15 protein-coding genes are annotated in these 25,147 nt (G+C 68.1%); 5 read left to right on the forward strand and 10 right to left on the reverse strand.

Annotated elements, in window-relative coordinates:
* Positions 1 to 3 precede the first annotated feature (3 nt).
* The 3 genes from ABZ707_RS28660 to ABZ707_RS28670 form a co-directional block, all read right to left on the reverse strand.
* A complete protein-coding gene (locus tag ABZ707_RS28660; RefSeq protein ID WP_360180380.1) occupies positions 4 to 6,774 on the reverse strand; it encodes a polymorphic toxin-type HINT domain-containing protein in 6,771 nt (2,256 codons plus the stop codon).
* A 262-nt stretch (positions 6,775 to 7,036) separates the two neighbouring features.
* Positions 7,037 to 11,335, reverse strand: coding sequence for a LamG domain-containing protein (locus ABZ707_RS28665; RefSeq protein WP_360180382.1), 4,299 nt, complete (start codon positions 11,333 to 11,335; stop codon positions 7,037 to 7,039).
* Between the two features lie 487 nt (positions 11,336 to 11,822).
* Entirely contained in the window at positions 11,823 to 12,293 is a 471-nt protein-coding gene (locus tag ABZ707_RS28670; protein WP_360180384.1) for an SseB family protein, read from the reverse strand.
* A gap of 457 nt (positions 12,294 to 12,750) precedes the next feature.
* Here ABZ707_RS28670 and ABZ707_RS28675 point away from each other — a divergent pair, with 457 nt between their 5' ends.
* Complete coding sequence (locus tag ABZ707_RS28675) at positions 12,751 to 13,167, forward strand: CBS domain-containing protein (RefSeq protein WP_360180386.1); 417 nt, start codon at positions 12,751 to 12,753, stop codon at positions 13,165 to 13,167.
* 322 nt (positions 13,168 to 13,489) lie between these two features.
* The gene (locus ABZ707_RS28680) at positions 13,490 to 13,882 is read left to right on the forward strand and encodes a hypothetical protein (protein ID WP_360180388.1); all 393 of its coding nucleotides are present in this window, start codon (positions 13,490 to 13,492) and stop codon (positions 13,880 to 13,882) included.
* 71 nt (positions 13,883 to 13,953) lie between these two features.
* Here ABZ707_RS28680 and ABZ707_RS28685 read toward each other — a convergent pair whose 3' ends face one another.
* From ABZ707_RS28685 to ABZ707_RS28695, 3 genes are all read right to left on the reverse strand, one after another.
* Positions 13,954 to 14,502, reverse strand: a complete 549-nt coding sequence (locus ABZ707_RS28685) for a hypothetical protein (protein ID WP_360180390.1) — start codon at positions 14,500 to 14,502, stop codon at positions 13,954 to 13,956.
* Positions 14,503 to 14,684: 182 nt separating this feature from the next.
* Positions 14,685 to 15,083, reverse strand: a complete 399-nt coding sequence (locus tag ABZ707_RS28690; RefSeq protein ID WP_360180392.1) for a RidA family protein — start codon at positions 15,081 to 15,083, stop codon at positions 14,685 to 14,687.
* A complete protein-coding gene (locus tag ABZ707_RS28695; RefSeq protein ID WP_360180394.1) occupies positions 15,080 to 16,189 on the reverse strand; it encodes an acyl-CoA dehydrogenase family protein in 1,110 nt (369 codons plus the stop codon). The genes ABZ707_RS28690 and ABZ707_RS28695 overlap by 4 nt, the downstream gene beginning before the upstream one ends.
* 100 nt (positions 16,190 to 16,289) lie before the next feature.
* Here ABZ707_RS28695 and ABZ707_RS28700 point away from each other — a divergent pair, with 100 nt between their 5' ends.
* Both ABZ707_RS28700 and ABZ707_RS28705 read left to right on the forward strand, forming a co-directional pair.
* Positions 16,290 to 17,912 carry an AMP-binding protein gene (locus ABZ707_RS28700; protein WP_360180396.1) on the forward strand — a complete coding sequence of 541 codons (1,623 nt, stop codon included), beginning with the start codon at positions 16,290 to 16,292 and terminating at the stop codon, positions 17,910 to 17,912.
* Between the two features lie 43 nt (positions 17,913 to 17,955).
* Positions 17,956 to 18,780 (forward strand): PaaX family transcriptional regulator C-terminal domain-containing protein, encoded by an 825-nt coding sequence (locus ABZ707_RS28705; RefSeq protein WP_360180398.1) that lies wholly within the window; start codon positions 17,956 to 17,958, stop codon positions 18,778 to 18,780.
* Here ABZ707_RS28705 and ABZ707_RS28710 read toward each other — a convergent pair.
* Positions 18,755 to 21,085: a bifunctional salicylyl-CoA 5-hydroxylase/oxidoreductase gene (locus ABZ707_RS28710; protein WP_360180400.1), complete on the reverse strand. Its 2,331-nt coding sequence runs from the start codon at positions 21,083 to 21,085 to the stop codon at positions 18,755 to 18,757. The genes ABZ707_RS28705 and ABZ707_RS28710 overlap by 26 nt on opposite strands.
* Positions 21,086 to 21,087: 2 nt before the next feature.
* Positions 21,088 to 21,915, reverse strand: coding sequence for an enoyl-CoA hydratase family protein (locus tag ABZ707_RS28715; protein WP_360180402.1), 828 nt, complete (start codon positions 21,913 to 21,915; stop codon positions 21,088 to 21,090).
* Positions 21,916 to 22,201: 286 nt separating this feature from the next.
* Here ABZ707_RS28715 and ABZ707_RS28720 point away from each other — a divergent pair, with 286 nt between their 5' ends.
* On the forward strand, positions 22,202 to 22,669 hold the full coding sequence (locus tag ABZ707_RS28720) for an ATP-binding protein (protein ID WP_360180404.1): 468 nt from the start codon (positions 22,202 to 22,204) through the stop codon (positions 22,667 to 22,669).
* Positions 22,670 to 22,691: 22 nt separating this feature from the next.
* Here the strand turns inward: ABZ707_RS28720 and argF are convergent, their stop codons facing one another.
* Positions 22,692 to 23,720, reverse strand: a complete 1,029-nt coding sequence (gene argF, locus ABZ707_RS28725) for an ornithine carbamoyltransferase (RefSeq protein ID WP_360180406.1) — start codon at positions 23,718 to 23,720, stop codon at positions 22,692 to 22,694.
* 109 nt (positions 23,721 to 23,829) lie between these two features.
* Positions 23,830 to 25,062, reverse strand: a complete 1,233-nt coding sequence (locus ABZ707_RS28730; RefSeq protein WP_360180408.1) for an arginine deiminase — start codon at positions 25,060 to 25,062, stop codon at positions 23,830 to 23,832.
* Positions 25,063 to 25,147 lie beyond the last annotated feature (85 nt).

Raw genomic sequence — 25,147 nt, forward strand, 5'->3', positions numbered from 1 at the left:
GCCTCACTGTCCCCTCGGTAGGAATATGACGTGCGGCTTACTCGTGTCCAGTTCCGTATAGTACCGCGCGTTAGGGTTGTAACTCTGATAGAAGTCACGGCCACGACCGCTACCTTCTCCGGCCCCGGTTCCCCGGGGCAGAGAGTTCTGGACGCTGTGACGGGATCGCGATGGTCCACTCAGGATGTAGTCCCAGTCCGAGGTCGGATTAAGGTTTCCGTTCCCCGCTCGGCTCCCTACAACAATGATCGGCTGCCCCTGTTTATCTGCAGCATTCTGGATGCGCTTCGCGTCGGTCGGGCTTATACCTGCCTCGGACCATGTCCTAAGACCGCAATTTGCATTGTGAACGAGGACCGGCGTCTCGCCCGCCAGCACATAGTACGTGTGCAAGTCTTCGACCGTGAGGTTGTACATATCAGCCTCACCGACCCGCTTTGCAACGCGAAGCACTCGCGCATGGCCGTCGTCGGCTGTGTTCAGGGAGTCACCGGCCGCGAGCCGGTCGGCGCGCGTCCAGGTGTGCGTGGTGCCGTCCCAGAATGGATGCTTGGCCGTAGCATGAAGCGTAACAACCTTGTTATTCGCGCCAAGAATTGTCAGGTCGATGAGGTCATCATCACGGTGTTTGAACTGTGCAGCGACGGCTCTGCTTCCCTCGCGCTTTCCCGTTTTTGGGTCCGCTGCTGCGACCTTGTCGCCTGGCTTGATTTTCGCGATGGGCTTTGTCCGCCCATCCTTCATCAAGACGCGAGTGGAAGGAGTAAAGCTACACAGAGCTCTTTCTGCCCGACTGAGGGCACGGGCAAAGCGCACGGAGCCACTCACAATCGGGCCAAGATCAAGGGTGGATATGGCCTCACCCGTGACGTAGCACGCATGCTCGTCGTGAGTTGCCACACACTGCGCCCACGGGACCGCGACCGTCATGTCACCAAGTGCTGACAGCAGCTCCTTATCCGCCGCCTTCTGGGCATCCCACTCGGCCTGGGTGTGACAGACCGTCACACTCCCGTATCCGACTCCATTACATTTGTTAGGAGTGAAAAAATATTCATAGGCTTCTCTGATCTCTTCCTCTCTCTGTCTTGCAGCCCGCTTTCCCTTCTCATTTTCCTGCGCTTCTTCGTAGGCTGCGTCAGCCTTTTCCTTTTCGACCGACGGTGAAGTCTTGTGGCCGCTGCAGAGCTCGGGGTTCACGTCGCACTTGGTGCGGCCCGTGGGGTCGCTGTAGGTGACCGGGTTGTTCTCGGTGTAGCTGTACGCGTTGAGCTGCTGGGGGTCCGCCGTATCCAGGACTGAGTCGACGCTCATGAAGCGGCCGGTGTCGGGGTCGTATTCGCGGGCCCCGAGGTGAGTGAGCCCGGTGGTGGCGTCCTGGGTGCCGCCGACGAAGCCCTTCTGGCCGGGCCAGGTGGCGGGCGGGGTACCGCGAGAAGCGCCGAAGGGTGTGGAACGGCGTTGCTTCATGGCCAGGTCGGACGCCGCGATGGCAAGTTCTGAGGTTCCGTGGTGGTCACCGATGAGGAAGGTGAGCTTGTTGTCGTCGGTGCGAATGGCCTGGTTACCGCCGCCGAGGTCGTAGTAGCGAGTGGCCTTCGCTTTGGTCGCGCCCTTGGTGAGGGTTAGTTCGGTGGCACCGAGGTAGAGAGTGGTTTCACTTGCGGTCCGGGCGACCAGGCGATTGCCGTCGGCACCGTAGACGTAGGAGGCGAGGGTCTTGGTGCCGCCGCTGCCGTCGGGTGCGGTGACCTTGGCCAGGTGTCCTTCAGCGTCCCATTCGAGGGTCTGCTTGTCTCCGCTGATGGTGCGGGTAGCGGTATTGCCCGTGGCGTCGGGGGTGTAGCTGGTTCTCGATGTGCCGTCCGGGCCTGCCGTGTCGACCTGGGTGAGGAAGTGGGGATGGGTGGCGCCGGTGCCGGGGTAGGCGTAGGTGCGGTAGATGTCCTTCGCTGCCGAGCCGCTCGTGTCGTGGAGTGTCTCCGACTTCCGATTGCCGCTGAGATCGTAGGTGTAGGACTGCCAGTAGGGGGCGGGTCCGCCGAGGGCGGATGCTCCGGGTGTCGCGCAGGTGGTGGCGTTCTGCGCCCAGGCTTCGGTCAGGCGTGCGAGGTAGTCGTACTGGAAGCACTGGTTGTCGGTGCCGTCACGGGAGACGTCACTGATGGATGTGACGTTGCCGGCCTCGTCGTAGCCGTACGTGGAGGACTTGTCGGTGCCCGGCACGTCCTCGCGGTCGACCTGGGCCTTGTCCAGGCGCTGGGTGCCCCATTGGTACATGTTGCTGACCAGAGTCTTCTTGCCGCCGCTCTGGTAGGTGAACTGTAGCGGCTTGCCCGTGAGGCTGTACTTGGTGTCGGTGAGATAGGTGATTCCGCCAGTTCCGGTCAGCGTGACGGGGCGTAGCGTCTCGTCGTAGGTGGGGACGAGACCGTCCGCAGCGAGGGAGCCCGCTGCGGGATACCCGGTCGACTGGAGGGTGCCGTCGACGTTGTACTTGATGTTCGATTGGTAAGCGCCGGCCAGTCCCTCCTCCCCCGCGACCGCGGGGATGGTGGTAGTGATCCGGTTGGGCCGGTAGAGAGTGTCGTAAATGTTGTAGGTGGTGGTGTAGGCAGATCCGGTTGCCCCGCCCACGTAGCGAGTGGCCGAGGCGAGCTGGCCTTCGGCTCCGGAGGGGTCCCAGACATGCTTGGTCAGCAGGGGGCCGGTCGCGCCGCCGTCGTGGGTCTCGGTCTCGCGGCCGATACCGTCGTACACGTGCGTGACGGTCTGCTTGCGGGCATCAGTGGTGGAGGTGAGCACGTTGCGGTCGTCGTATGCCGAGGTCGCATCGCCCTTGTCCGGGTCGTGCACACCAGTCAGGTTGCCTCGCTGATCGTAGGTGTACGACCAGGTATTCCCTGAGGGGTCGGTGAGTTTCGCAAGTTTACCGGCGGGGGTGTAGTCGTAATGGGTGGTGTCGGCCGGCCCTGTGGGGTTGACCGCGTGGTACTGCAGCAGGTCTGTGGTGTTGCCCCGCACGTCGGAGACGGTGGTGGTGGGGGTGGCTCCATGGGGAGGCGTGACGTTGATGCGGTCGCCGCCGTAGGTGGTGCTGGTGGTGGCCAGTACGGTGCCACCGTCGCCGTTGCCCGCCACCTGCTGGGACTTGATTACGCGTCCTAGCCCGTCGTAGGTGTTCCACGCCTGGGTCTCAACCGCGAGCGCGTTGTCGAGTACGAGCAGTTCTGTCGAGGGTGCTCCAGTGTTGTAATACGTGGCGAAGGACTTCGCTGTCAGGCCCCGCTCGTCGTAGAACGTGTCGTCGACCAGCCGACCGCCGTCCGGGCCCGGAGCCTGAGTCTGGCGAGGGCGCAGGAATCCGTCGTAGAGGGTGTACGCGGTCTGCTGAGCGCCGGCGCCCTTGAGGGTCTTGGTGGCGATCGCGACCGGCTTGTTATCGGTGATTGAGTAGCTGAACTCGTAGTTCGGGGTATCGCTGTTGGCTTTGGACCGGTTGGGCAGCCAGCTCTTGAGGCTGCGGCCCAGAGCGTCGTAGGTGGTGTCGGTGCGCTTGTTGTTGGTGTCCAGGACAGTGACCGGTAGTCCGCGCAGCGTGTCGTAGGTGGTCTTGGTGGACTGCGCCGTGGCGGCGGTACCAGGGACGGCGGGTGGGCCGGTCACCGTCATTTCCGTCGGGAAGCCGGTGGTGGGGCTGTAGACGGTAGTGGTGGTCCGGCCGTCCTTGCGGTCGGTACGCACCGGGGCAGCGGTGCCGGTCGCCGTGACGATGCCGGTTATGTCGGTGGCGGTCAGCGGACGACCCGTGGCGGTGTCGTACGTGGCACCCGCCTCCGTATAGGTGGCGGTGGTTCCGTCATGCGACTTGAGCGTGGCCGTGTGGGTTGCGTCGCCCCGCGTGGGCGCCGCTCCATAGCCCTGTCCGTCGTAGGCGGTGCGGACATCAGCGATGACGTTCTTGGACCGGTCAGGGGTGGCGTCGCATGTGACCGCCACGGTCTCGACCCTGGCGACGGACTGCAAAAGCCAGGAGGTGGCATTGTCCGCGTACGTCGTGCGGGTGCACTGGTCGTCGCTTGAGGTGCTCTCGTCACCGAAGGCATCGGTCTGAGTGATGCGCCCGGCCGTGTTCTCGAACGTGTTAACCGTTTCGGTCCGGCGCCATTTGGCGCCTGCCCCGTCATCAAGAGAGGTCCAGGTGCGGGTTTCGGCGGCGCCGGTCAAGTTGGCGGTGGTGGTGCCCCAGTCACGCACGCGCTTGGCCGTCTCGTGATGCCACGGAGTGCTGACGGTCTTGTTCAGAACTCTGCCGCCAGGGCCGGTGTAATGCTCGGTCTTGTACTCGAAGCCGGCCGCGGAGTCGTGGTCAGTGATGGTGCTGCCGTTGTCATCGGAGACGCTCACCGACTTGGTCCCACCGGAGAGGGAGGACTTGTCCCCGTCCATGCCGCGGAGAAAGTAATGATCCGTCTGCGACTTCATACCGACCGGATCCTGGCCACCCGTCTGCTCCCGGACATGACCGTAACCACGCCAGGTGGACCAAGTCTTGTACTTCTCCTTGGTCAGCCCGTCATCGTCGTCGTAGTGCCAGGCAGCCCCGTCCAGATACGAGTAGCGTGTGACCATGTCCGGCGACGACTTGGTGCGGTCGGTCTGGGTGAGCGATTCGACGACGTACTTGTTGAACCATTGCTTCGACGGATTCTCGTCGCCCTGCTTGGTGAAGAAGACGGGGTAGCAGCGTGTGGTATTCGATTCGGGTGTCGGCAGGTGGTCAACATCGCACGCGGCGGCGGAATAGTTGACGTTGAGCTGACCACCGGACTCGTCCACGACTTGGGAAATGCGTTTTTTGATGAACGGTGCGGTGTCGTCTCCGGGGATGTCCAGCCGATTGGCGTGCTGATCGTAGCCGAAGGTGACCTTCGGCAGCGTAATGTTCGGGGTCGCTGACTTGCCGGTGTGCTGGATCGACGAGAGCAAGAGCTGGTAGTCGATGTCCGACATACCCCAGCCCTGGTCCAGGTGCCAGGTGTCAATTGGCGAGTAGCCGGTACCGTCCGGCTTGAGAACCTGGGTGGTGACGTCCGTCAGACGCGTGCGGGTCCAGAAGCTCGGCGCCGCGGACTTGGTGCAGTCGACCCCGGACCTGCAGTTCAGATCCCAGGGGGTGTCGTACCAGTAGAAAGCCTTGTCATTGATCGTGGCGGCGTCGCAGGTCACACCCGGCTCGGGCAGGCACCGCTCGGCCGAGGCGAAGTCGACGCGTGCGAGTGCCTTGGCCGAGTAGTTGGAGGTGCTGCGCAGCCCGTAGTCGATGTGATCCAGAGAACCGCCGCGGTCGTAGGAGGTCTCGTCCGCCGGGTTGAGATTGCGCGCGTACGCATTTGTCTCTTTGTTGTAGAAATAGCCGATGGAGTTGCCGTGTGCGTCGACGGCGTAGTCAAGGTTCCACCGCCATGCCTGCTGGCACCAGGAGTCGGCGAACGCAGTCGCGTGGCACGGCTCATTGGCGTCATCGCCGAAGACCGGCACAGTCCATGTGGAATTGGTGGTGGGGTTGCCCGATGCCCATCCCGCGAGGCGGTTGTAGCCAAAGTAGTAGCGTGTGCCGTCCGTGGTGGTCACTCGCCAGTATTCGTCGTTGCGAGCGCCATTAGCCCGTACATCGTTACTTGAACCGTAGATACGCTCGACCTTGGTGCCGTCGTCGCCCTTGATCTTGAAACTGTCGGCACCCGTCGGGATGAGCTCGCCCGCGTGACCGTTGAAAGAGATGGTCGCGTTGTCGTAGGCCCAGCACAGATCGCCCGGTTTCTGCCCGTCGGCATTCTTCACCCCGTCGTCCGCACACGACTTGTACGAGCGCTCGATCGAACCCGACCAGAGGTTGAAGCCGTCGCCCACCCATGTGGACTGGTTGTTACTAGTGGCGGTTCGGCCGTCGATGACACTGGACGAGTACGACAGATTCACGGACGGCGCGAACTTCCCCGGTATACCCGGGACCGGCATGTCGTAGGACCAAGAAAAGTCGCCCGTGTTGAGATCCGTGCTCCACGCGGCTGACGGAGACAACGATGTTGCCGTGTAGTCACCTTTGTCGCTCGAAGCACCTGCGGCCAGCGCGAACAGCGAAGCCTGGCCGGAGGCGGCCACGTTCACAGCATTCGCGGTGAGGATATGTGTGGCCGTGTCATTACGAGTCGTGACGGCAGTGTGAGTGGCGCACCCGTCCTTGGCCAGCGTGGTGGCCGCGCAGGCGGGAAGTTGCACCAGCTTCGCTCGGGCCGCGTATCCGCCACCGTACGCCTGGGCGAAGGCGGAGTAGTCCACGCTGATCCCTACAGCATCCCCTGTGGTGCCAGGCTGGCGCTCAAGGGAGAAGAGCATGCCGTCTACGCCGGCTCGTCGGGCAGCCTCATGGTCCAGCACCCGAACCGTGGCCGCACCCACAAGTGGTTTTGTTCTGTTGGCCTTTGACGTGGCGGGGGTGGTCAGTGAAACCGGGGTGCGTCCGGCTCGGGTGCGCGCGGTCCTTGTTCCCGGCTGGAGCGTCACATCTGCGGAGGCCGCCGCCGGCCAGGACCCCTTCGGAGCGTGCTGGGGCGTGCTCGGCGCGCCGTCCGTCCGGCGGGGCAGCATCTTCGCGCCGTGCCCGCTCAGAGGTTTCTCCGACACGGGTACCTTCGGCAGGTCATCGGCAAGCGCGGTCGGTGTGACCGCGCCCTGCAGCAGGCCACCGATCAGTACCACCGAGATCGTCAAAGCAGTCCTGCGCCGTAGCCGCGTCCGAACCCTCACTGCCATTCCTCACTCCTTTGCCTGCCCGTCCTGAGCCACGCGCGACGCACACGGCCCGCACCCCCGTGACGGGGCGTCCTGCTTGAAATGACCTTGATCCGGAGTAACTGCCGATCAGCTCCACCGCCGACCGGGAACTGCGTTGCCCGTCTCCGGGCGGTGCGCTTGTGGTGCGGTCGCCGTGGCGAAGAGGTCTCAGGGCGCAGCGCGCCCCTGAGGAAAGCGATTACGGTCCGGGGTTGGTGGGCAGTTCGTTGCCACTTGCCAGGTTGCGGATCTGTGTCTCGGTGAGCGCGCCCTGGACGGCCCAGACGTCGTCGATCACGCCGGGCCAGAACTCGCCCCACCTCCCTGCGACTTTGACCCGGCCGAGTTGCAGTCCTCCAGCAGCGTCGAAGGCCGACGGCACGTTGCTGTTCCAGGAGAGATGACCGGTGCACACCGGCTCGTTCTGCGTACCGTCTCCGTCATCGTCGGAGCACACGACCGCCTGCAACTCGCCATCGACGTACAGGCGCATCTCACTGGCGAAGGCGTCATACACCACCGCCAGGTGATTCCAGTTAGTCGTGTTCTGGAAGTTCGAATGCTCGGCGACGGGCCGACTCGCATCGGGCGCATCCTTGTCCGGCATCTGTAGCTGCCAGGTTCCGGCGTTCGCTGGGTCCTTCGGGTCGGGCACATAACGCACGATGAACGCCGATTCGCTGACACCCGGCTGGGACATCACCGCCACCGGATGGTCCGGACGGGCAGCCGTACTCACCCACGCGGCTGCGGTAAAGCTCTCCGAGGTCCGCAGGGACGGCAAGGTGGCAGCGGCAAAACCGCTGATGCCGTCCAGGACAAGTCCGCCGGGGCCCACATAGTTGGAGCTTCCGGAGATATCGATGGACGCCTGGCCACCCAGCGTCAGGGGACGATTCCCCGAAGAGTCGTCAGGCGATACCGCCGGACTACCCGTGGCCGAGTCAAGCCTCCATCGGCCCTTCACCACCGGATGCTGGTAGAAGAGATTCTTCACCTCCTCGTCGGAGAGGACCCGGTCATACATCCGCGCGTCGTCCACATCGCCCTTGAAGAAACCACCGGTACCCGTGGCGTACGGAGCCGCGCCCAGCATGACGGGGCCGGTCGCCAGCCATGGCGTGGTGAACGGCTGGGTCGAACGCAGGAAACCGTTGACGTAGAGACGTATTTGACCTGCGTCCAGGTCGTAGACGCCAACGACGTGTGCCCACTCGCCCAATCCCCCGGCGGCGCAGTTGCTGTGCTCGGGACAGACCGGATATGTGGCTCGCGCGAGGGGAGCATCGGTGCTGTCACCGCCGGCCCGCATGAAGACCCAGCCACCCAGAGACGAGGAGTGGTAGAGCTCAAAACCACTCTGTGTCTTGCTTCCTTGAGTCAGGACGGTCATCGCCCGGTCCTCTTTGTCCTTGGGCAAACGCGCCCACAAGGAGACAGAGAAGCTCTGGAAGGTGTCGAGGACCGGTCGGCCGGTCGACGCGTACCCGTCCGTGCCGTTCAGGTTCAGAGAGGTGCCGGAGGCTCCCGCACCACCAAGCAGCGCACCACCGTGCAGACCAGCACTGATCTTCTGCGCATGGCCGGCGACGGATGGGACCGAACCATCCTCGTCCAGTGACCACACCGCCTTCGCCGGGCGCCCGGTGGCCACCGGCTTCTTGTCGTGCAGCTCCGCCACCTGTGCATCACTGAGCTGGTAGTCGAACAACTGGGCCTCGTCCAGGTCACCGGCGAAGTAGTTGCTCGACGTTCCGTTGAGCGATGTCGCGCCCAGGTGCAGGGACCTGCGCGCGTCCCAGGGGCTGGTGAACGCGGTGGTGGCGACCAGCTTCCCGTCGACGTACAGCTTCAACTGGCCCTGGGTGTTGTCGAAGACACCGACCAGATGGGTCCACTGCCCCAGCCGGGCCGTCGTACAGGCGGTGTCCCCGGCGGCGCAGGCCGGCTGCGTCGCGCGCGCGGCGGCAGCGCCGCTCTCCACGTCCGCCGAATGCCGCAGGAAGTTCCAGCCGCCCAGTGCGGAGGAGTAATAGAGCTCGAACCCACTGTTGTGGTTTCCGGACTGCGCGGCGGCCACCAGGGAACGCCCCTGATCGGTGCCGGGAAGCTTGGCCCACAGCGATACGGAGAAGCTCTTCGCTGTGTTCAGGACCGGTGAGACTGTCGCGGCCTGCCCGTCCTTGCCGTCCAGGTGCAGACCTGTACCCACGACCCCTTCCCCGCCAGTCTTCGCGCCACCGGACAGATCCGCGGGCCAGGCACCGCCCTGCCCACTCACCGTGTTCGCCCCGGCGTTTTCGTCCAGGTCCCATGCCACTCGCTCCGGCTGACCGGCGCGCACCCGGAAGTAGTAGGTAGCGATGCTGCTGCCGTTGCCCGCCGCGTCGAACGCCTGCGCTGTGATGAAGTTGACCCCGGACTTCGTCGGCATGAACGTGATGGTCTTCGCACCACCACCAGACGTGTTCAGCGTGTGCGCGCTGCTGGGCTGAGCGTTGACACCGAACCAGTACTTCGTCACATCTGTCTGCGTCGTGTCGATGGTGAAGGTGCCGTAGCGGCCCACACCGTCCGCCCACGGGTCGTCTGGGTCCTCGGCGACGGAAGCCGGATACTCACCGGACGTCACGGACGGCTGGGGAGGCACGCTGGTGTCGTACAGCACAGCGCAGTCGGTCGCCGAACCCTCGAAGGACCATGGAGACCACTGCGCGCCATCGTACGAGCGGGCGTGCCAGCCGACTGCCTTATCTCTGGGGATGCTGGCCGGCATCGCAAGGGAAAAATCGGAGCCGGACTTCTTCGACGTCGATTTCGCCGAAGTCCAGCGTGCTATACGCCCCTTGCCATCACCGGCATCCCACGATCCCTGGAACTGCACGGCCACGCTGTCCCCGTCCGGGTCGGTGACATTGTCCGCACGCAACGTCGGCAGAATCCGTACACGCCGCACCGTCGAGGAGCAGGTTCCGCCGGGGTTCTGGGTGAGCTGGGACATCTTGATCTGGGCGGGCGGCTTGTTGTATTGCACGCGCAGGTAGGCGTCGTCGGAGAAACGCTTCCAAGCTTCCGGGTCTGTCTCACTCTTGGCACGCAGGCCGAAGGTAGTGGTGGACCAGCCGAAGGAGGCGGCCTGCTGCACCGCCCGCAGCGCCCAGAATTCCACATCGCCACTCGAACAGTCGCTGCTGTAGCCCTTGGCCTCCCTGCGCGTCTGCTGCAGATCTGCCCAGAAACCACTCGCCAGTTGGGAGTTCCAGGTTGTGGATTTATTGACGCCCTGGGTGCGCCACAGCTCCACGTCCGTCTTGACGCAGCTGTAGGAGTGGGTCTCGTGTGCCACGAACGTGGCATCCAGGATCGCTTTACCCGCAAACTTCTCTGTGGGAATCGAGTAAAAGAGACGCTTCACGTCCTCCGGAGCGCAGCGCGCATCGCCCGCGCAGTAGCCCGCTCCGGCGTCGGAGTCGCCATTGAAGTGCCATTGCGACGAGGAGGCCCAGTAGCGCGAGACCATGGTCCAGTTCGAGGCCTTCGGCGAGTACCACTGCGGGTCGATGTAGACCGGGTATGTGGCGTCCTTCAGAAGCTGCTGATCCGGGGTGAGTACGAGCTCGTCACCGCTGGAGGTGACCTCGACATCGAGGGGCGCCACCTGTGCCGCCTCGCCCGGCCCGCCGGATGCGTCCAGCTTGGCTGACGCAGCCTTTCGGGAAACGGACGTTCCCTCCGCAGTACTGGAATCCCACATCAGCGGCTGCGGCGCCTCGAACACCGGCCCACCGGCCCCGGTGTCCATCGCCCGCAGGCCGCCATCGGTCGTCTCCTGGACCGTCATGCCGTCGGTGTGCATACCAAGCCGCAGCTCAGCCAGCTGCGGATTGGCGGCTGCCTGCGGCGTCTTGACCACCAGCGTGTGCGAGACACCGTCGACATCGGCTCGCACCTTGAGGTCCACGTCCGGCAGGACGGAGGGGTAGGTAGCCGTGGAGCCGTCGATCACCGGCGTGGGCAGCGCGGTCGGCCAAGACAGAGACAGCTCCCGGCCGGCCCGCTCCAGCGCGATCAGCGGCGCACCGCCCCCGCCCGAAAAAGCGATACCCACGGATGCCGCTTCCGGAGTAACGGAACCGTCCGCTCGCTTCCGCAGCGAGGTGTCGATGTCCCGCCACTCACCATTCACACGGGTGCGGACCGGTCGCAGGTGCTCCAGCGCCTCCAGACGGCCATTGGGTTTGGCAAACACCTCACCCGTCTCCGTGCGCTCCGCAGTGACCTCGACATCCTTGCCTGTGCGCCTGGCCTCGGCCAGCGCCGCGTCCTCCGTACCAGCAACGGAACCGCCGCCGCTGGCCGCACTCCCGGCCTTCAGAGCCACGGAGGTGGGCGCGACTGCAGCCGCAGGAACCGCAGTCAGTACGCCTGCGAACAGCAACGCGCTGAGCAAGCCCCCCAGGCCCCGCACCGCCGGATATCCACGCAGACGTCCGCCCATCACGCACCCCTCCCCGAAATCTCCACACATCCAACACATGCAGGACGCACGGAAATCTAAGGCCGGACTGAGAGCACGTCCAGATCCATCAATCCGGGCAAACCCCAACCTTGATCACGAAAGCCCGAAGTTCACGTAACGTGATTAACACAACACTTGAACAATCGGAATTGCCCCAGCAGATTCTGATCATCCAAAGAGCAAACAGCCAGCAGATACACCCCTCAGCTCTTCCCGCGACCTTTGAGCTCCCCCTGAGGTCGTTCGTCTGACAGCCTGTCCTTGGCCAGGGACGAGCCACTCGTTGCCACCGCGGATGGGGGCCGCCCACGGATGCGAATGCCCCGCCGCACCGTTGAGCGCCAGATGCGAGCGGCCGTCGCCAACGCCCTGGACGGGTCACCACCGCGCCCGCCCACACCCCGTGTCATCACCCCCGTGTCATCACCACGGACACGGGTGCGCGGGGCGCGGGCCGTGCGCGTGGTCAGGTGTCCCGCTCGCCACCGGTCCGCCCCGAACGGCCGGCGTGACTGAAGCTGGGCAGCGCCCGCACCAGGTCGGAGGGGAGGGCGAGGCCCTCGTCGGTGGACGGGTTGACCGCCAGCCACAGATCGTCCTCCGGCCAGTTCTCGGCCAGCTCGACGACGGATATGCCCAGCGCGGTGTCGGGATCACCGCCCGCTGCCACCAGAGCGTCCTCGGACGTGAAGGCGGGGACGTATCGGTTGCCGTCCTGTTCGATCACCGGCAGAGCCACGGCGCCGTCGGGACGCTCCTCCTCGCCCTCGACGTGCGGCGCCTGCGGCAGCAGGGCCACGCTGTCCGCGAGATCGGTCAGGGTGGCCTGCGTGTCCGCCGCGGCCTGGCGCTCCGCCGCGTCGGCCGCGGCCCGGCTCTCCCCGGTGGCGGGTGCCTCGGTCGGGGGTGCGTGTTCGTCGGGAGTGGGGGTGGTCATGACGTGTCCTCTCGTCGGCGTTGCTCACGGGCCACCCGTTCGACACGGGCGGACACGAATTGCCGCAGTCGCCGCCGGATGCCGCCCAGCGGCACGGGGCCGGGGCAAGCGTGGCAATACACCCAGGCTATGCCGCCCCACGTACTGCGCGAAGTTTTCGCCGGCCCCCGAAGCGATCGTGGCCGTGGTCCGATCACCCGCGCCCCGGGATGTTCCGTCGGCGTTGGGTTTTCTCGGGCAACCGTCCCGGTAAAAACGCCTCGCGCCGAGCGGCGGACGAGCGCGTGGCTCCGCACGCTCTCAGCCGCCCGGTGACCGGGTGGTCACCAGCCCGCCGCCACCGGCCGTCGGCCCGCCCGCCCGCCCGCCCGCCAGGGGTCCCGCGCACGGATGCGGCCGGACACGGCCTGATCCACACTGAATGAGGGGCAGGTTCACCCGGCCGTTGGGAACGCTCATGCACCTCGTACGCGACTTGATGAGCACCGGACCCGTCACCGTCCCTCCGTATACGTCGATCACATCCGTCGCGTCCTGTATGCGCGACGCGGATGTGGGCTGCGTACTCGTCACGTCCGACGGCGCGTTGCACGGAATCCTGACCGATCGCGATGTCACGGTGCGTATCGCGGCCGAGGGCATGATCGCCGGGTCCGCCACGGCGCTGTCCGCAGTCTCGGGCGTCCCGGTCACCGTCTCCCCGGACGCCTCCGCGTGCGAGGCGGCTTCCCTGATGATGACGCACTCGGTGCGCAGACTTCCGGTGGTGGACGAGGGACGTCTGGTCGGGCTGATCACGCTCGGCGACCTCGCCACCACGGCGCACGCCCAGGAGGTCCTGGTCGCCCTGAACCGCGCGGAGCCCAATCACTGATCCGGCGCGCCCCGGGACACGACGACCCGCCGGCGGACGGCGGTCCGGGATCAGCCGCTGATCCGCTTCGCCACCCGGCGACACGCCGCGGGAGGGACCTTCACGGGCGTGTCGCGGAACGGCGGAACAAGCGGACGCGGGAGGCGGTCCGGCCCTCTCCCGAGAGCACCCGAAAGGCCCATCCACGGGCTGGGCCGGTTGGCGCAAGGAGAGGCCGTCCGCTGCGCCTATCGGGGTGAAGTCGCCGCGCATCGGGATGAAGTTCGGCGATTCACGGTATGGCGTGCACCACTGAGCGCCCAATATCCGCTACCAACGCGGCATGACTGAACGTTTCGACTTCAACTTCGAGCTCCGCGACTCACTCACCGCGCGCATCGGGCGCAAGGCCGAATGGCCCTACAGCATCCTCGTCGCGCGCGACCTTCTCGACCTGATCCACACCCAACTGGGACAGACGGACATGCTCCGCTTCCTGCGCTGCGCGGAGGCCGCCTCCAGGGCCTTCAAGGATCCTCGCAACCGGGCCAGTCTGTACAGCGACCATCTGTCCCAGGCCCTCGCCAGAGACTTCGCCACCGAGCACGACAGGCGGCAGGACGCCGTCTGGAACATCTTCCTGGCGGCACACCGGATCACCGGCCAGGAGCAGTGTGATCTGCTCGTCGGCTGCGCGATCGAGGCGCTTCAAGTAGATCTGGCCCTGGTCCCGTAGCCGCCGTCGGCGCGCTTCCCGCCGGAACGGGACGCCCTTGGTCCCTGAAGCGGGACCAGGGGCCCCGTCCGTCAGGCGTGGTGGGCCCGCCGTCCGACACCGGCGGGGACGCGGTCGGCGGCGCGCAGCGCCTCGTCCATGTGCCGGACACGGCTCAGATTGTGGCGGCGCGCGGAGAACACCCAACTGCCGAAGACCAGCCCGAACAGCAGCCACAGCACCGCCGTGGTCCAGACGCCCTGTACGGCCCACACGACCGGCAGCAGCACCAGCACGGCGAACAGCGGGACCAGCGTCCACGCGTACCTGGTCATCTGCCTCCGCCGGTACGCCACCAGCCTGCGCATGGACTCCCGCTCGCGGGGGTCCTCGGGGATCTGGCAGCGCCGCAGCTTGCGCTCGACCGAGACGTGTTCGCCGGCCGAGGCGCCGCCCATGGCGGAGCGGTCCTGGCGCCGCCGTATGAGAACGAACACCATGGCGAACGCGGTCCAGACCACGCTCTGGACCAGCCAGTGCGGAGTGGAGAGCTCCGGACGGATCAGTTTGGTCGCCCCCGCGACCAGCAGCAGGAGGAGTACGGCCTGGGCGGGCACACTCCGGTCCAGCCATCGCTTCATACCCTGCATCGTCGCGAACTCCCTTCGCCCGGTGAGGCGTTGTCCCCTCTCGGGTACCCCCACCGGGGACGGGCATGGCAGGCAGGTCATGCCAAGGACGGACATGGCCGTGATCGGCCCGATGAGTCCCGTACGGCTCCGGGCGGTTCTGCCCCGCGTACACCGGCCCCGCCACGCGGCCTTCAGGGCAGCACGGCGATCCCGTCCAGCTCGACCAGGGCCTGTTCGTCCCAGAGCCGTACGACCCCGATCACCGCCATGGCGGGATACTCACGTCCGGCCAACCGGCGCCATACACGGCCGAGTTGGGCCGCGTGGGCGCGGTAGGCCCCGACGTCGGTGGTGTAGACGGTCACCCGGGCGAGATCGGCCGGGGTGCCGCCCGCCGCCGCGAGAGCGCCGAGCAGATTGCCGAGCGCCGTCTCGAACTGGCCGGGAAGACTCCGCCCGACGATGTTCCCCTCCGCGTCCAGCGCGGTCTGGCCGGCCAGGAAGACCAGCCGGCCGCCGGTGGCGGTGACGGCGTGCGAGAAGCCGGTGGCCGGGGCGAGCCCGGCGGGGTTGATCCGCTCCAGGCTCATCCGTACAACTCCTTGGCGATGATGGTCCGCTGGACCTCGGTGGCGCCCTCGTAGATGCGCGGGGCGCGGACCTCGCGGTAGAGGTGCTCCAGCAGATGGCCTCGCTGGAGGGCGCGGGCGCCGTGCAACTGGACGGCCGCGTCGACGACGTACTGCGCGGTCTCGGTCGCGTAGAGCTTCGCCATGGCGGCGCGGCGCGGCACCCCGGGCGCGCCCGCGTCGTACGCGGCGGCGGCCGCGTACACCAGCAGCCGCGCCGCCTCGGTGCGGGTGGCCATCTCGGCGACCTGGTGCGCGACCGACTGGAGGTCCTTGAGCGGGCCGCCGAACGCGTGGCGGCTCGCGGTGTGTTCCAGGGCCGCGTCCAGCGCGGCCGCCGCCATGCCGACGGCGAAGGCACCGACGCTGGGCCGGAACAGGTTGAGGGTGTCCATGGCGACCCGGAAACCTCCGTCCACCTCTCCGAGGACGTCCTCTCCGGTCACCGGTACCGCGTCGAAGCCCAGCGCTCCGATGGGGTGCGGGGAGAGCATCTCGACCGGACGGCCGGTCAGTCCCGGGCGGTCCGCCGGGACAAGGAAGGCGGTGATCCCACGGGCCCGCGCGCCGCCGCCCGTACGGGCGAAGACGGTGTAGAAGTCGGCGTGGGGGGCGTTGGAGATCCAGGACTTCTCGCCCGTCAGCAGCCAGCCGTCGCCGTCCGGTACGGCCCGCAGGGTGAGCGCCGCGGCGTCGGATCCCGCGCCCGGCTCGCTCAGCGCGAACGCGGCCACCGCCCGTCCTGCGGTCACCTCGGGCAGCCAGCGGGCGCGCTGGTCCGCGGTGCCGGACCGGACGACCGGATAGGTGCCGAGGCCCTGGAGCGCCAGCGCGGTCTCGGCCTCCGTGCAGCCGTGCGCGAGGGATTCGCGCAGCAGGCACAGATCCAGCGCGCCCGAGTCGAACACCCTTGCCAGCAGGCCGTGTTCACCGAGAGCGGCGATCAGTTCCCGGTTGACCCGGCCGGGTTCGCCCTTGGCGGCGAGTGGTCGCAGCCGCTCCCCGGCCAGGGCGCGCAGCTCGGCGCACCAGGCGGTCTGTACCGGATCGAGTGAGAATACGGGCATCCGAGCCCCCACTTCGCCGCAGGTCTATCGCGGACCGTTGACTGTCGTCATCATCACGATACGCTCGATGGGCGACCCCACCACGACAAGGGGGCGGACCATGGAGCTGGCACCGTCGGCCCACCTCGACACTTTTCCGCGCGACAGTCTGCCGCCCCCGGAGCAGTGGCCACTGCTGCTCCCGATGCCTCCGGATCCGCCGTCCCCCGACCGCCTCAACTCGGCCGTGGAGCTGCTGGATCGCACCGTCGATCGCTTCGGAGCGGACCGTCCCGTCTTCCGGACGGCGGCGGGAGAGGTCTGGACGTACGGCGAGTTGCTCGGGCACGTCGACCGGATCGCCCATGTCCTGACCTCCGAACTGGGCGTGGTGCCGGGAAACCGGGTGCTGTTGCGCGGCCCCACGACACCGTGGCTGGCGGCCTGCTGGCTGGCGGTGCTGAAGGCCGGCGCGGTCGCCGTGACCGTCCTCGCCCAGCAGCGGGCCCCGGAACTGGCCGTCATGTGCGCGATCGCACGGGTCGGTCATGCCTTGTGCGACATACGGTCGGTGGACGATCTGATCGGGGCCGGCGTGCCGGGGCTGCGGATCACCACCTACGGCGGAGCCGCGCCGGACGACCTGCTGCGGCTCGCCGAGCGCGCGCCGCCAGAACCGTACGCGGCGGTGCGGACCGCGCCGGACGATGTGGCGCTCATCGCCTTCACCTCGGGGACGACGGGCCGGCCCAAGGGGTGCGCGCACTTCCACCGGGATGTGCTGGCCGTCGCCGACACCTTCTCGCGCCGGGTGCTGCGGCCGGAGCCGGACGATCTCTTCGCGGGCAGCCCTCCGCTGGGTTTCACCTTCGGACTGGGTGGGCTGCTGATCTTCCCGATGCGTGCCGGTGCCTCCGCGTTATTGCTCGAACAGGCCCATCCACGGGCGCTGCTGGCCGCGGTCGCGAAGCACCGCGTGTCGGTCCTGTTCACCGCGCCGACCGCCTACCGGCTGATGCTGGACGAGGCAGGCGCGTACGACCTCTCCTCGCTGCGGCGCTGTGTCTCGGCGGGCGAGAATCTGGCAGCCGAGACCTGGCACGCGTGGTACGAGCGGACCGGGCTGAGGATCATCAACGGCATCGGCGCCACCGAGCTGCTCCATATCTTCCTGTCCGCCGCCGACGAGGCGATCAGACCGGGCACGACCGGCGTGCCGGTGCCGGGGTGGCAGGCACGCGTGGTGGATCGTTCCGGCGCCCCGGTTCCCGACGGGGAGCCGGGGCTGCTTGCCGTCCGGGGCCCGGTGGGCTGCCGCTATCTGGCCGATCCGCGCCAGGGCGACTATGTGCGCGACGGCTGGAACCTCACCGGAGATGTGTACATCCGCGAGCCGGACGGCTACTTCCGCTATGTGGCCCGAGTGGACGACATGATCGTCTCGGCCGGTTACAAGATCGCGGGCCCACAGGTGGAGGAGGTGCTGCTGGCCCATCCCGATGTGCGGGAGGCGGCGGTCGTCGGCCGCCACGACGAGCTGCGCGGCCAGATCGTGGCGGCGTACGTGGTGCTCAGGGACGGGGTGGCGGGCGGGGAGGAAACGGCTGACAGGCTGCGGGAGTTCGTTGTGTCCCGACTGGTGCCGTACAAGTGTCCGCGCGCGATCACCTTCCTGACCGCGCTCCCCCGCACCCCGACCGGCAAACTCCAGCGGTTCCGGCTACGGGGCCCCGGACCCGTCTGACACGGCGGGACGCCCGTGGTGCCGCCTCCTCTAAAGTGATCACGTGGCCGAGCAGCACACCCCTCGATCCCTGATCTTCACCCTGTACGGCGCGTACGGCCGGGCGCCGGACAACGCACCGCTCCCTGTCGCCGAACTGATCCGTCTGCTGGGTGCCCTCGGTGTGGACGCGCCCTCGGTACGTTCGTCGGTCTCCCGGCTCAAGCGCCGTGGCCTGCTCGTTCCCGAGCGTACGGCGGAGGGCGCGGCGGGCTACGCGCTGTCGGCCGAGGCGCGGCAGGTGCTCGACGACGGCGACCGCAGGATCTACGCCCGTCCCTCGCCCCGGCTCTCCGACGGCTGGCTGCTCGCGGTCTTCTCGGTGCCCGAGGCCGAGCGCCACAAGCGCCATCTGCTGCGGTCGCGCCTTGGCCGGCTCGGTTTCGGGACGGCGGCGCCCGGTGTGTGGATCGCGCCCGGCCGGCTCCACGAGGAGACCGGCCACACCCTGCGGCGGCTCCAACTCGACCCGTATGTCGACCTGTTCAGCGGCCGGCACCTCGGCTTCGAACCGACGGCGGGGGCCGCGGCCCGCTGGTGGGACCTGGCGACGATCGCCGGGCAGCACCAGGACTTCCTGGACGCGCACGCGCCGGTGCTGCGGGCCTGGGAGGAACGCGGGGTGGTCTCGCCGGAGGACGCCTACCGGGACTATCTGCTCGCCCTCGGCGCCTGGCGCCGGCTGGTGTACACGGATCCGGGGCTGCCCGGGGAACTGCTGCCGACGGACTGGCCGGGGGAGCGTTCCGCCGAGGTGTTCGCCCAGCTCCACCGGCGCCTGCGGGACCTGGGAGCGGCGTTCGTCACGCGGCAGGCCGCCGCGGAGTGAGGCGCGGCCCGGGGCCGTCCGTGCGGCCGGCCGGAGGGGGGCGGCTGCCCGCGCGGTACGGCAGCGGCCAGGGCGCGCCGGGCCCTTCGTATCCCTGCGCGGCGGCGGCGTGCAGGGTCCACTGGGGATCGTGGAGATGCGGACGGCCGAGGGCGCACAGGTCGGCGCGGCCCGCCAGCAGCAGTGAGTTGACGTCGTCCCAGGAGGAGATGGCTCCCGCCGTGATGACCGGCACGGACAGCGTGTTGCGGATCCGGTCCGCGAAGGGCGCCTGGTAGGAACGGCCGTACTCGGGCCGCTCGTCGGGGACGACCTGTCCCGTCGAGACGTCGATCGCGTCGGCGCCGTGCGCGGTGAAGGCACGGGCGATCTCGACGGACTCCTCCCCGGTGGTCCCGCCCGGTGCCCAGTCGGTGGCGGAGATCCGGACCGTCATGGGCCGGTCCGCCGGCCAGTCGGCCCGTACGGCGTCGAAGACTTCGAGGGGGAAGCGCAGCCGGCCTTCGAGCGAACCGCCGTAGGCGTCGGTGCGCCGGTTGGTGAGCGGGGAGATGAAGCCGGAGAGCAGATAGCCGTGCGCGCAGTGCAGTTCCAGCAGGTCGAAACCGCTGCGCTGGGCCCGCCGCGCCGCCGCCGCGAACTCCTCACGGATGGTGCCGAGTTGCCGCGTCTCGAGCTGGTGCGGGAGCTGGCTGACGCCCGGCCGGTACGGCAGCGGTGAGGCGGCTGCCAGCGGCCAGTTGCCCGCCGGCAGCGGCTCGTCCATGCCGTCCCACATGAGGCGGGTGGAGCCCTTGCGTCCCGCGTGTCCGAGCTGCACACCGATGGCCGTGCCGGGCGAGCGCGTATGGACGAAGTCGGTGACACGGCGCCACCCGTCGGCCTGCTCCCGGGTGTAGAGGCCGGTGCAGCCCGGGGTGATCCGTCCTTCCGCGCTGACACAGACCATCTCGGTCATCACGAGTCCCGCGCCACCGAGGGCGCGCGCCCCGAGATGGACGAGATGGAAGTCGTCGGGGACGCCGTCCGTGGCGGAGTACATGTCCATGGGCGCGACCACCACACGGTTGCGCAGGGTGAGACCGCAGAGCCGGAAGGGCGTGAACATGGGCGGGGTGCCGGGCGGACAGCCGAAGTCCTCCTCCACGAGCCGGGTGAAGCCGGGGTCGCGCAGCCGCAGATTGCCGTGGGTGACCCGGCGGCTGCGGGTGAGCAGGCCGAAGGCGAACTGGCGCGGCGGCCGTCCGGTGTGGGTGGCCAGTTCCTCGAACCAGCGGAGGCTGGCGGCGGCCGAGCGCTGGGCCGACTCGACGGCCGGGCGGCGTTCGCTCTCGTAGGCGGCGAGCGCCGACGGCAGGTCCGGCTCCTCCTCGATCCGGGCGGCGAGCGCGAGGGCGTCCTCGACGGCGAGCTTGGTGCCGGAGCCGATGGAGAAGTGGGCGGTGTGCGCGGCGTCGCCGATCAGCACCGTGTTGCCATGGCTCCAGTGTGTGGTGACGACGGTACGGAACGCGGTCCAGGAGGAGGCGTTCGAGCGCAGCGGGCGCCCGTCGAGCGCGTCCGCGAAGATCTTGGCGCACAGCTCGGTGGACTGCCGCTCGTCGAGTTCGGGGAACCCGGCGGCCCGCCAGACCTCTTCGCGCATCTCGACGATGACGGTGCTGGCGCCGGACCGTGCGCGCGGCCCGCGGTCCCCGGCGGGTGACGGGCGGGCGTACGGATAGCCGTGGAGCTGCATCACCCCGTGTCCGGTCTCGGCGGTCTCGAAGCGGAACGCGTCGAAGGCGAAGTCGGCGGCGAGCCAGATGTAGCGGCCGCGATGCGTGGTGATCCGTGGGGCGAAGACCCCGGCGTGGGCATCGCGGGTGAGGCTGTGTACCCCGTCCGCGGCGATGACCAGGTCATGGGCGGCGGCGAGCCGGGCGGACGGCGGGGCCTCGGTGCGGAAGCGGAGCCGTACGCCGAGGGACGCGCACCGCCGGTGCAGGATCCCCAGCAGCTCCCGCCGCCCGAGCGCGGCGAAGCCGTGACCGCCCGAGGTGAGGGTGATGCCCCGGTGCACGATGTCGATGTCGTGCCAGCGGACGAGTTCGTCCTGGAGCGCCCGGTGGCCCACCGGATCGGCGTGCTCGATACCGCCGAGTGTCTCGTCGGAGAGGACCACCCCGAAGCCGAAGGTGTCGTCGGGGGCGTTGCGTTCCCAGACGGTGATCTCGCGCGCCGGGTCCCGGCGCTTGAGCAGGGCGGCCGCGTACAGTCCGCCGGGTCCGCCGCCGATGACCGCGATACGCGGTGCGCCGGCCATGGCTAACGGCCCTGCCAGGTCGCGGGCCGCTTCGCGGTGAAGGCCGCGTGGAACTCCGCGTAGTCCGCGCCCTTCATCAGCAGTGCCTGGGAGGCCGCGTCCAGCTCGACGGCGGCGGCGAGCGGCATGTCCAGTTCGGCGGTGAGCAGCGCCTTGGTCTGGGCGTGGGCCAGGGCCGGTCCGTCCGCGAGCCGGCGGGCCAGCTCCGCTGCCCCGGAGCCGGCCCTGCCCTCGTCGGTGAGCTCGCTGAGCAGGCCGATCCGTTCGGCTTCGAGAGCGCGTACCGGCTCGCCGAGCATCAGCAGCCTGGTCGCGTGGCCGAGGCCGACGACCCGGGGCAGCAAATAAGCCGCGCCCATGTCACCGCCCGAGAGACCGACCCGGGTGAAGAGGAAGACAAAGCGGGCGGAGGGATCCGCGATCCGGAAATCGGCGGCGAGCGCGAGGACGGCGCCGGCGCCCGCGGCGACCCCGTGCACGGCGGCGACAACGGGGAAGGGGCATTCACGGATCGCGCGGACCACCTGTCCGGTCATCCGGTTGAAGTCGAGGAGCTGGGCGGTGTCCATGGCGAGGGTCGCGCCGATGATCTCGTCGACGTCGCCACCGGAGCAGAAGCCCCGGCCCTCACCCGCGAGGACCAGGGCGCGTACGGAGCGTTCGCGGGACAGCTCGGCGAGCAGATCGCGCAGATCGGCATAGGCGCCGAAGGTGAGCGCGTTGAGTTTTTCCGGGCGGGCCAGGGTGACGGTGGCGACGCCGCCGTCCCGTGTCAGCCGTAAATGGCGCCATTCCCGGGTGCGGGGCGCGGAGCCGGAGAAAGGGCTCATGGAGTGCGGCCTCCTTCAGCGGATGCTGATCGCCGGCGGGTGCCTCTGTGCCGGTCGCACGGGCCGTCGTACCAGCCCTCACTTCGACGGTATCACCCATATATGACTTCCGTCATGAGTACGCGATAGCACTCCTGTAGGATCCGGGTGCCAAAAGTCCTGTCCGACATGTGGCAGAGGTCCCAAATGCAGCAGGCTGCCGCCTCTTGTGGAACCTTTCACGCTCAGTAAGGCTGGGGGGCATAGCAACACCAATAGGACTTGAACCCCGATCGGACCAGTCTTCGTGCCCGAAACCACACACTCCGTCTCCTGGCGCGTGGCGTTGCCGCACAGCCCGCGCGCCGTGCCGATGGCGCGCGCCCTGGTGCGTACGGCACTCGCGGAACTGGAGCAGGCGGCCGACAGTGACACCGCGGAACTGCTCACCGCCGAGCTGGTCGCCAACGCCGTGAAGCACACGAACGGCGACGGGCCCATAGAGCTGGTGGTGGAGCTGCTGCCGACCGGCTGCCAGGTCGAGGTGCACGACCGCGACCCGGCCCCGCCGGGCAATCTGTCGCAGCCGGGCCACGGCACCATGCCGGACCCGTGGCAGGAACACGGGCGCGGACTGCTGCTGATCCGCACGCTCAGCGAGGACTGCGGCCACCGCCCCACCGATCACGGCAAGGCGGTGTGGTTCACCCTCGCGGCGGAGGCGGCCTATTCCTCCGAGGACGGTCAATACGCCGCGGGCGAGGCGACCGCCTGAATCCGGCGGGCCGTCCGGCGCCTCACTCCGCGCGCACGCCGGAGAGGTCGTCGGTGGCGAGCGTGGCGACCAGCACGGCCTTGATGGTGTGGAGCCGGTTCTCCGCCTGGTCGAAGACGACCGAGTGCGCCGACTCGAAGACCTCGTCGGTCACCTCCAGCTCGGTGAGGCCGTGGCGCTCATGGATCTCGCGGCCGACCGCGGTGCCCAGATCGTGGAAGGCCGGCAGGCAGTGCAGGAACTTCACGGCCGGATTGCCCGTCGCGCGCAGGACGTCCATGGTCACGGAGTACGGCCCCAGAGCCGCGATGCGTTCGTCCCAGACCTCCTTGGCCTCCCCCATCGACACCCAGACGTCGGTCGCCACGAAATCCGCGCCGGCCGCGCCTTCGGCGATGTCCTCGGTGAGGGTGAGCCGGGCCCCGCTCTCCTCGGCGGCCTTGCGGGCCAGGGTGAGGATCTCCTCGGCAGGCCAGTAGGCGCGCGGCGCGACGATCCGTACGTCCATGCCCAGCAGCGCGCCGGTGAACAGGTACGAGTTGCCCATGTTGAAACGCGCGTCCCCCAGATAGGCGAAGGCGATCTCCGTCAGGGGCTTGTCGGTGTGCTCGGTCATGGTGAGCACATCGGCGAGCATCTGGGTGGGGTGCCACTCGTCGGTGAGGCCGTTGAAGACGGGCACGCCCGCGTACGCGGCGAGTTCCTCGACGGTCTCCTGCGCGTCCCCGCGGAACTCGATGCCGTCGAACATCCGGCCGAGGACCCGGGCGGTGTCCTTCGCCGACTCCTTCTTCCCGATGTGCGAACTCGCCGGGTCGATATAGGTCGTGGCCGCACCCTGGTCCGCCGCCGCCACCTCGAAGGCGCAGCGGGTCCGGGTCGACGCCTTCTCGAAGATCAGTGCGATATTCCTGCCACGCAGCCGCTGGATCTCGGTCCGCGCCTTCTTCGCGGCCTTGAGCTCGGCGGCCAGGTCGATCAGACCGCGGAACTCCTCGGCCGTGAAGTCCAGCTCCTTGAGGAAGTGGCGGCCTGCGAGGTGTATCGCCATGATGGCTGCTCCTGGGGCAGGAAGAGTGGGCTTCTCATATCGGGACTCCGGAACTATATACGACGTTCCGTATTGCTATACAGATTCTTCAGGGCCGTGCTCCCGTCCGCTACACGGCCGCGCGCTCGATCGGACAGCTCATGCAGCGCGGCCCGCCGCGGCCCCGGCCCAGCTCGCTGCCGCGGATCTCGATGACCTCGATGCCCTGTTCGCGCAGATGGGTGTTGGTGGTGACATTGCGCTCGTAGGCGATGACGACGCCGGGCTCGACGGCGAGCACATTGCAGCCGTCGTCCCACTGCTCACGGGCCGCCGAGTGGACGTCCTGGGTGGGGGTCAGCACCCGGATCCGGGACAGCCCGAGGGCCGCCGCGATCGCCCGGTGCATGTGCTCGGGCGGATGGTCGGTGACCTTGAGCTCACCGCGCCCGCTGCCCGGTTCGATGGTGTACGAGCGGAGCATGCCGAGGCCGGCGTACTGCGTGAAGGTATCGGCGTCGATCATCGTCATCACGGTGTCGAGATGCATGAAGGCCCTGCGCTTGGGCATGTCGAGCGCCACGATCGTGGTCGCGGAACCGGCCGCGAAGAGCCCGCGGGCCAGCATCTCGACGGCCTGCGGAGTGGTCCGCTCACTCATCCCGATCAGCACGGCGCCCTTGCCGATCACCAGGACGTCGCCGCCCTCGATGGTCGAGGGATAGTCGTCCTGCCCCTCCGACCAGTGGTGGAACGGCTCTGCCCCGGGTCCGGTGAAAAGCGGATGGTGCTTGTAGATCGCCTCGAAGTGCACCGTCTCGCGCTGCCTGGCCGGCCAGCGCATGGCGTTGATGGACACCCCGTCGTAGATCCAGGCCGAGGTGTCCCGGGTGAACAGATGGTTCGGCAGCGGGTCGAGAAGGAAGTCGTCCGGCTCCATCGCGTGGAAGCGGACGGAGGTCGGTTCCGCGTGCCGGTCCAGGAACTCCCGCTTGGTCATCCCGCCGACCAGCGCCTCGACCAGCTCGGCCGTCGGCAGCCGGTCGAAGACCGCCCGGAGATGGCCGGTGGCGAGCGGCCCGTACTCCTTCTCGTCGAAGACCCGGTCCAGTACGAGCCGCCGCGCCGCCGGAAGATCCAGCGACTCGCGCAGCAGGTCGCCGAAGAGATGGACCTCCACTCCCCGCTCGCGCAGCAGCTCCGCGAACCCGTCGTGCTCCTCCTGGGCGCGGCGCACCCAGAGCACGTCGTCGAAGAGCAACGCGTCCTTGTTGCCGGGAGTGAGCCGCTTCAGCTCCAGATCGGGCCGGTGCAGTATGACGCGGCGCAGTGGCCCGGCCTCGGAGTCGACATGGAATCCCATGCCCCCATCCTCACCGCACGGGGTGTGATTCACGCACCGGTCCCCCGCCAAGGGGCGCTCCGGTGCCGCGGACCGTACGGCCCGC

It is taken from the genome of Streptomyces sp. NPDC006923, assembly GCF_040635655.1.
Lineage (GTDB): Bacteria > Actinomycetota > Actinomycetes > Streptomycetales > Streptomycetaceae > Streptomyces.

Bases quoted from the DNA above. Each gene is read 5' to 3' on its own strand.
- ABZ707_RS28665 (WP_360180382.1), bottom strand. From the start codon at position 11,335: ATGGGCGGACGTCTGCGTGGATATCCGGCGGTGCGGGGCCTGGGGGGC.
- ABZ707_RS28670 (WP_360180384.1), bottom strand. From the start codon at position 12,293: ATGACCACCCCCACTCCCGACGAACACGCACCCCCGACCGAGGCACCC.
- ABZ707_RS28675 (WP_360180386.1), top strand. From the start codon at position 12,751: ATGCACCTCGTACGCGACTTGATGAGCACCGGACCCGTCACCGTCCCT.
- ABZ707_RS28680 (WP_360180388.1), top strand. From the start codon at position 13,490: ATGACTGAACGTTTCGACTTCAACTTCGAGCTCCGCGACTCACTCACC.
- ABZ707_RS28685 (WP_360180390.1), bottom strand. From the start codon at position 14,502: ATGAAGCGATGGCTGGACCGGAGTGTGCCCGCCCAGGCCGTACTCCTC.
- ABZ707_RS28690 (WP_360180392.1), bottom strand. From the start codon at position 15,083: ATGAGCCTGGAGCGGATCAACCCCGCCGGGCTCGCCCCGGCCACCGGC.
- ABZ707_RS28695 (WP_360180394.1), bottom strand. From the start codon at position 16,189: ATGCCCGTATTCTCACTCGATCCGGTACAGACCGCCTGGTGCGCCGAG.
- ABZ707_RS28700 (WP_360180396.1), top strand. From the start codon at position 16,290: ATGGAGCTGGCACCGTCGGCCCACCTCGACACTTTTCCGCGCGACAGT.
- ABZ707_RS28710 (WP_360180400.1), bottom strand. From the start codon at position 21,085: ATGGCCGGCGCACCGCGTATCGCGGTCATCGGCGGCGGACCCGGCGGA.
- ABZ707_RS28715 (WP_360180402.1), bottom strand. From the start codon at position 21,915: ATGAGCCCTTTCTCCGGCTCCGCGCCCCGCACCCGGGAATGGCGCCAT.
- argF (WP_360180406.1), bottom strand. From the start codon at position 23,720: ATGGCGATACACCTCGCAGGCCGCCACTTCCTCAAGGAGCTGGACTTC.
- ABZ707_RS28730 (WP_360180408.1), bottom strand. From the start codon at position 25,062: ATGGGATTCCATGTCGACTCCGAGGCCGGGCCACTGCGCCGCGTCATA.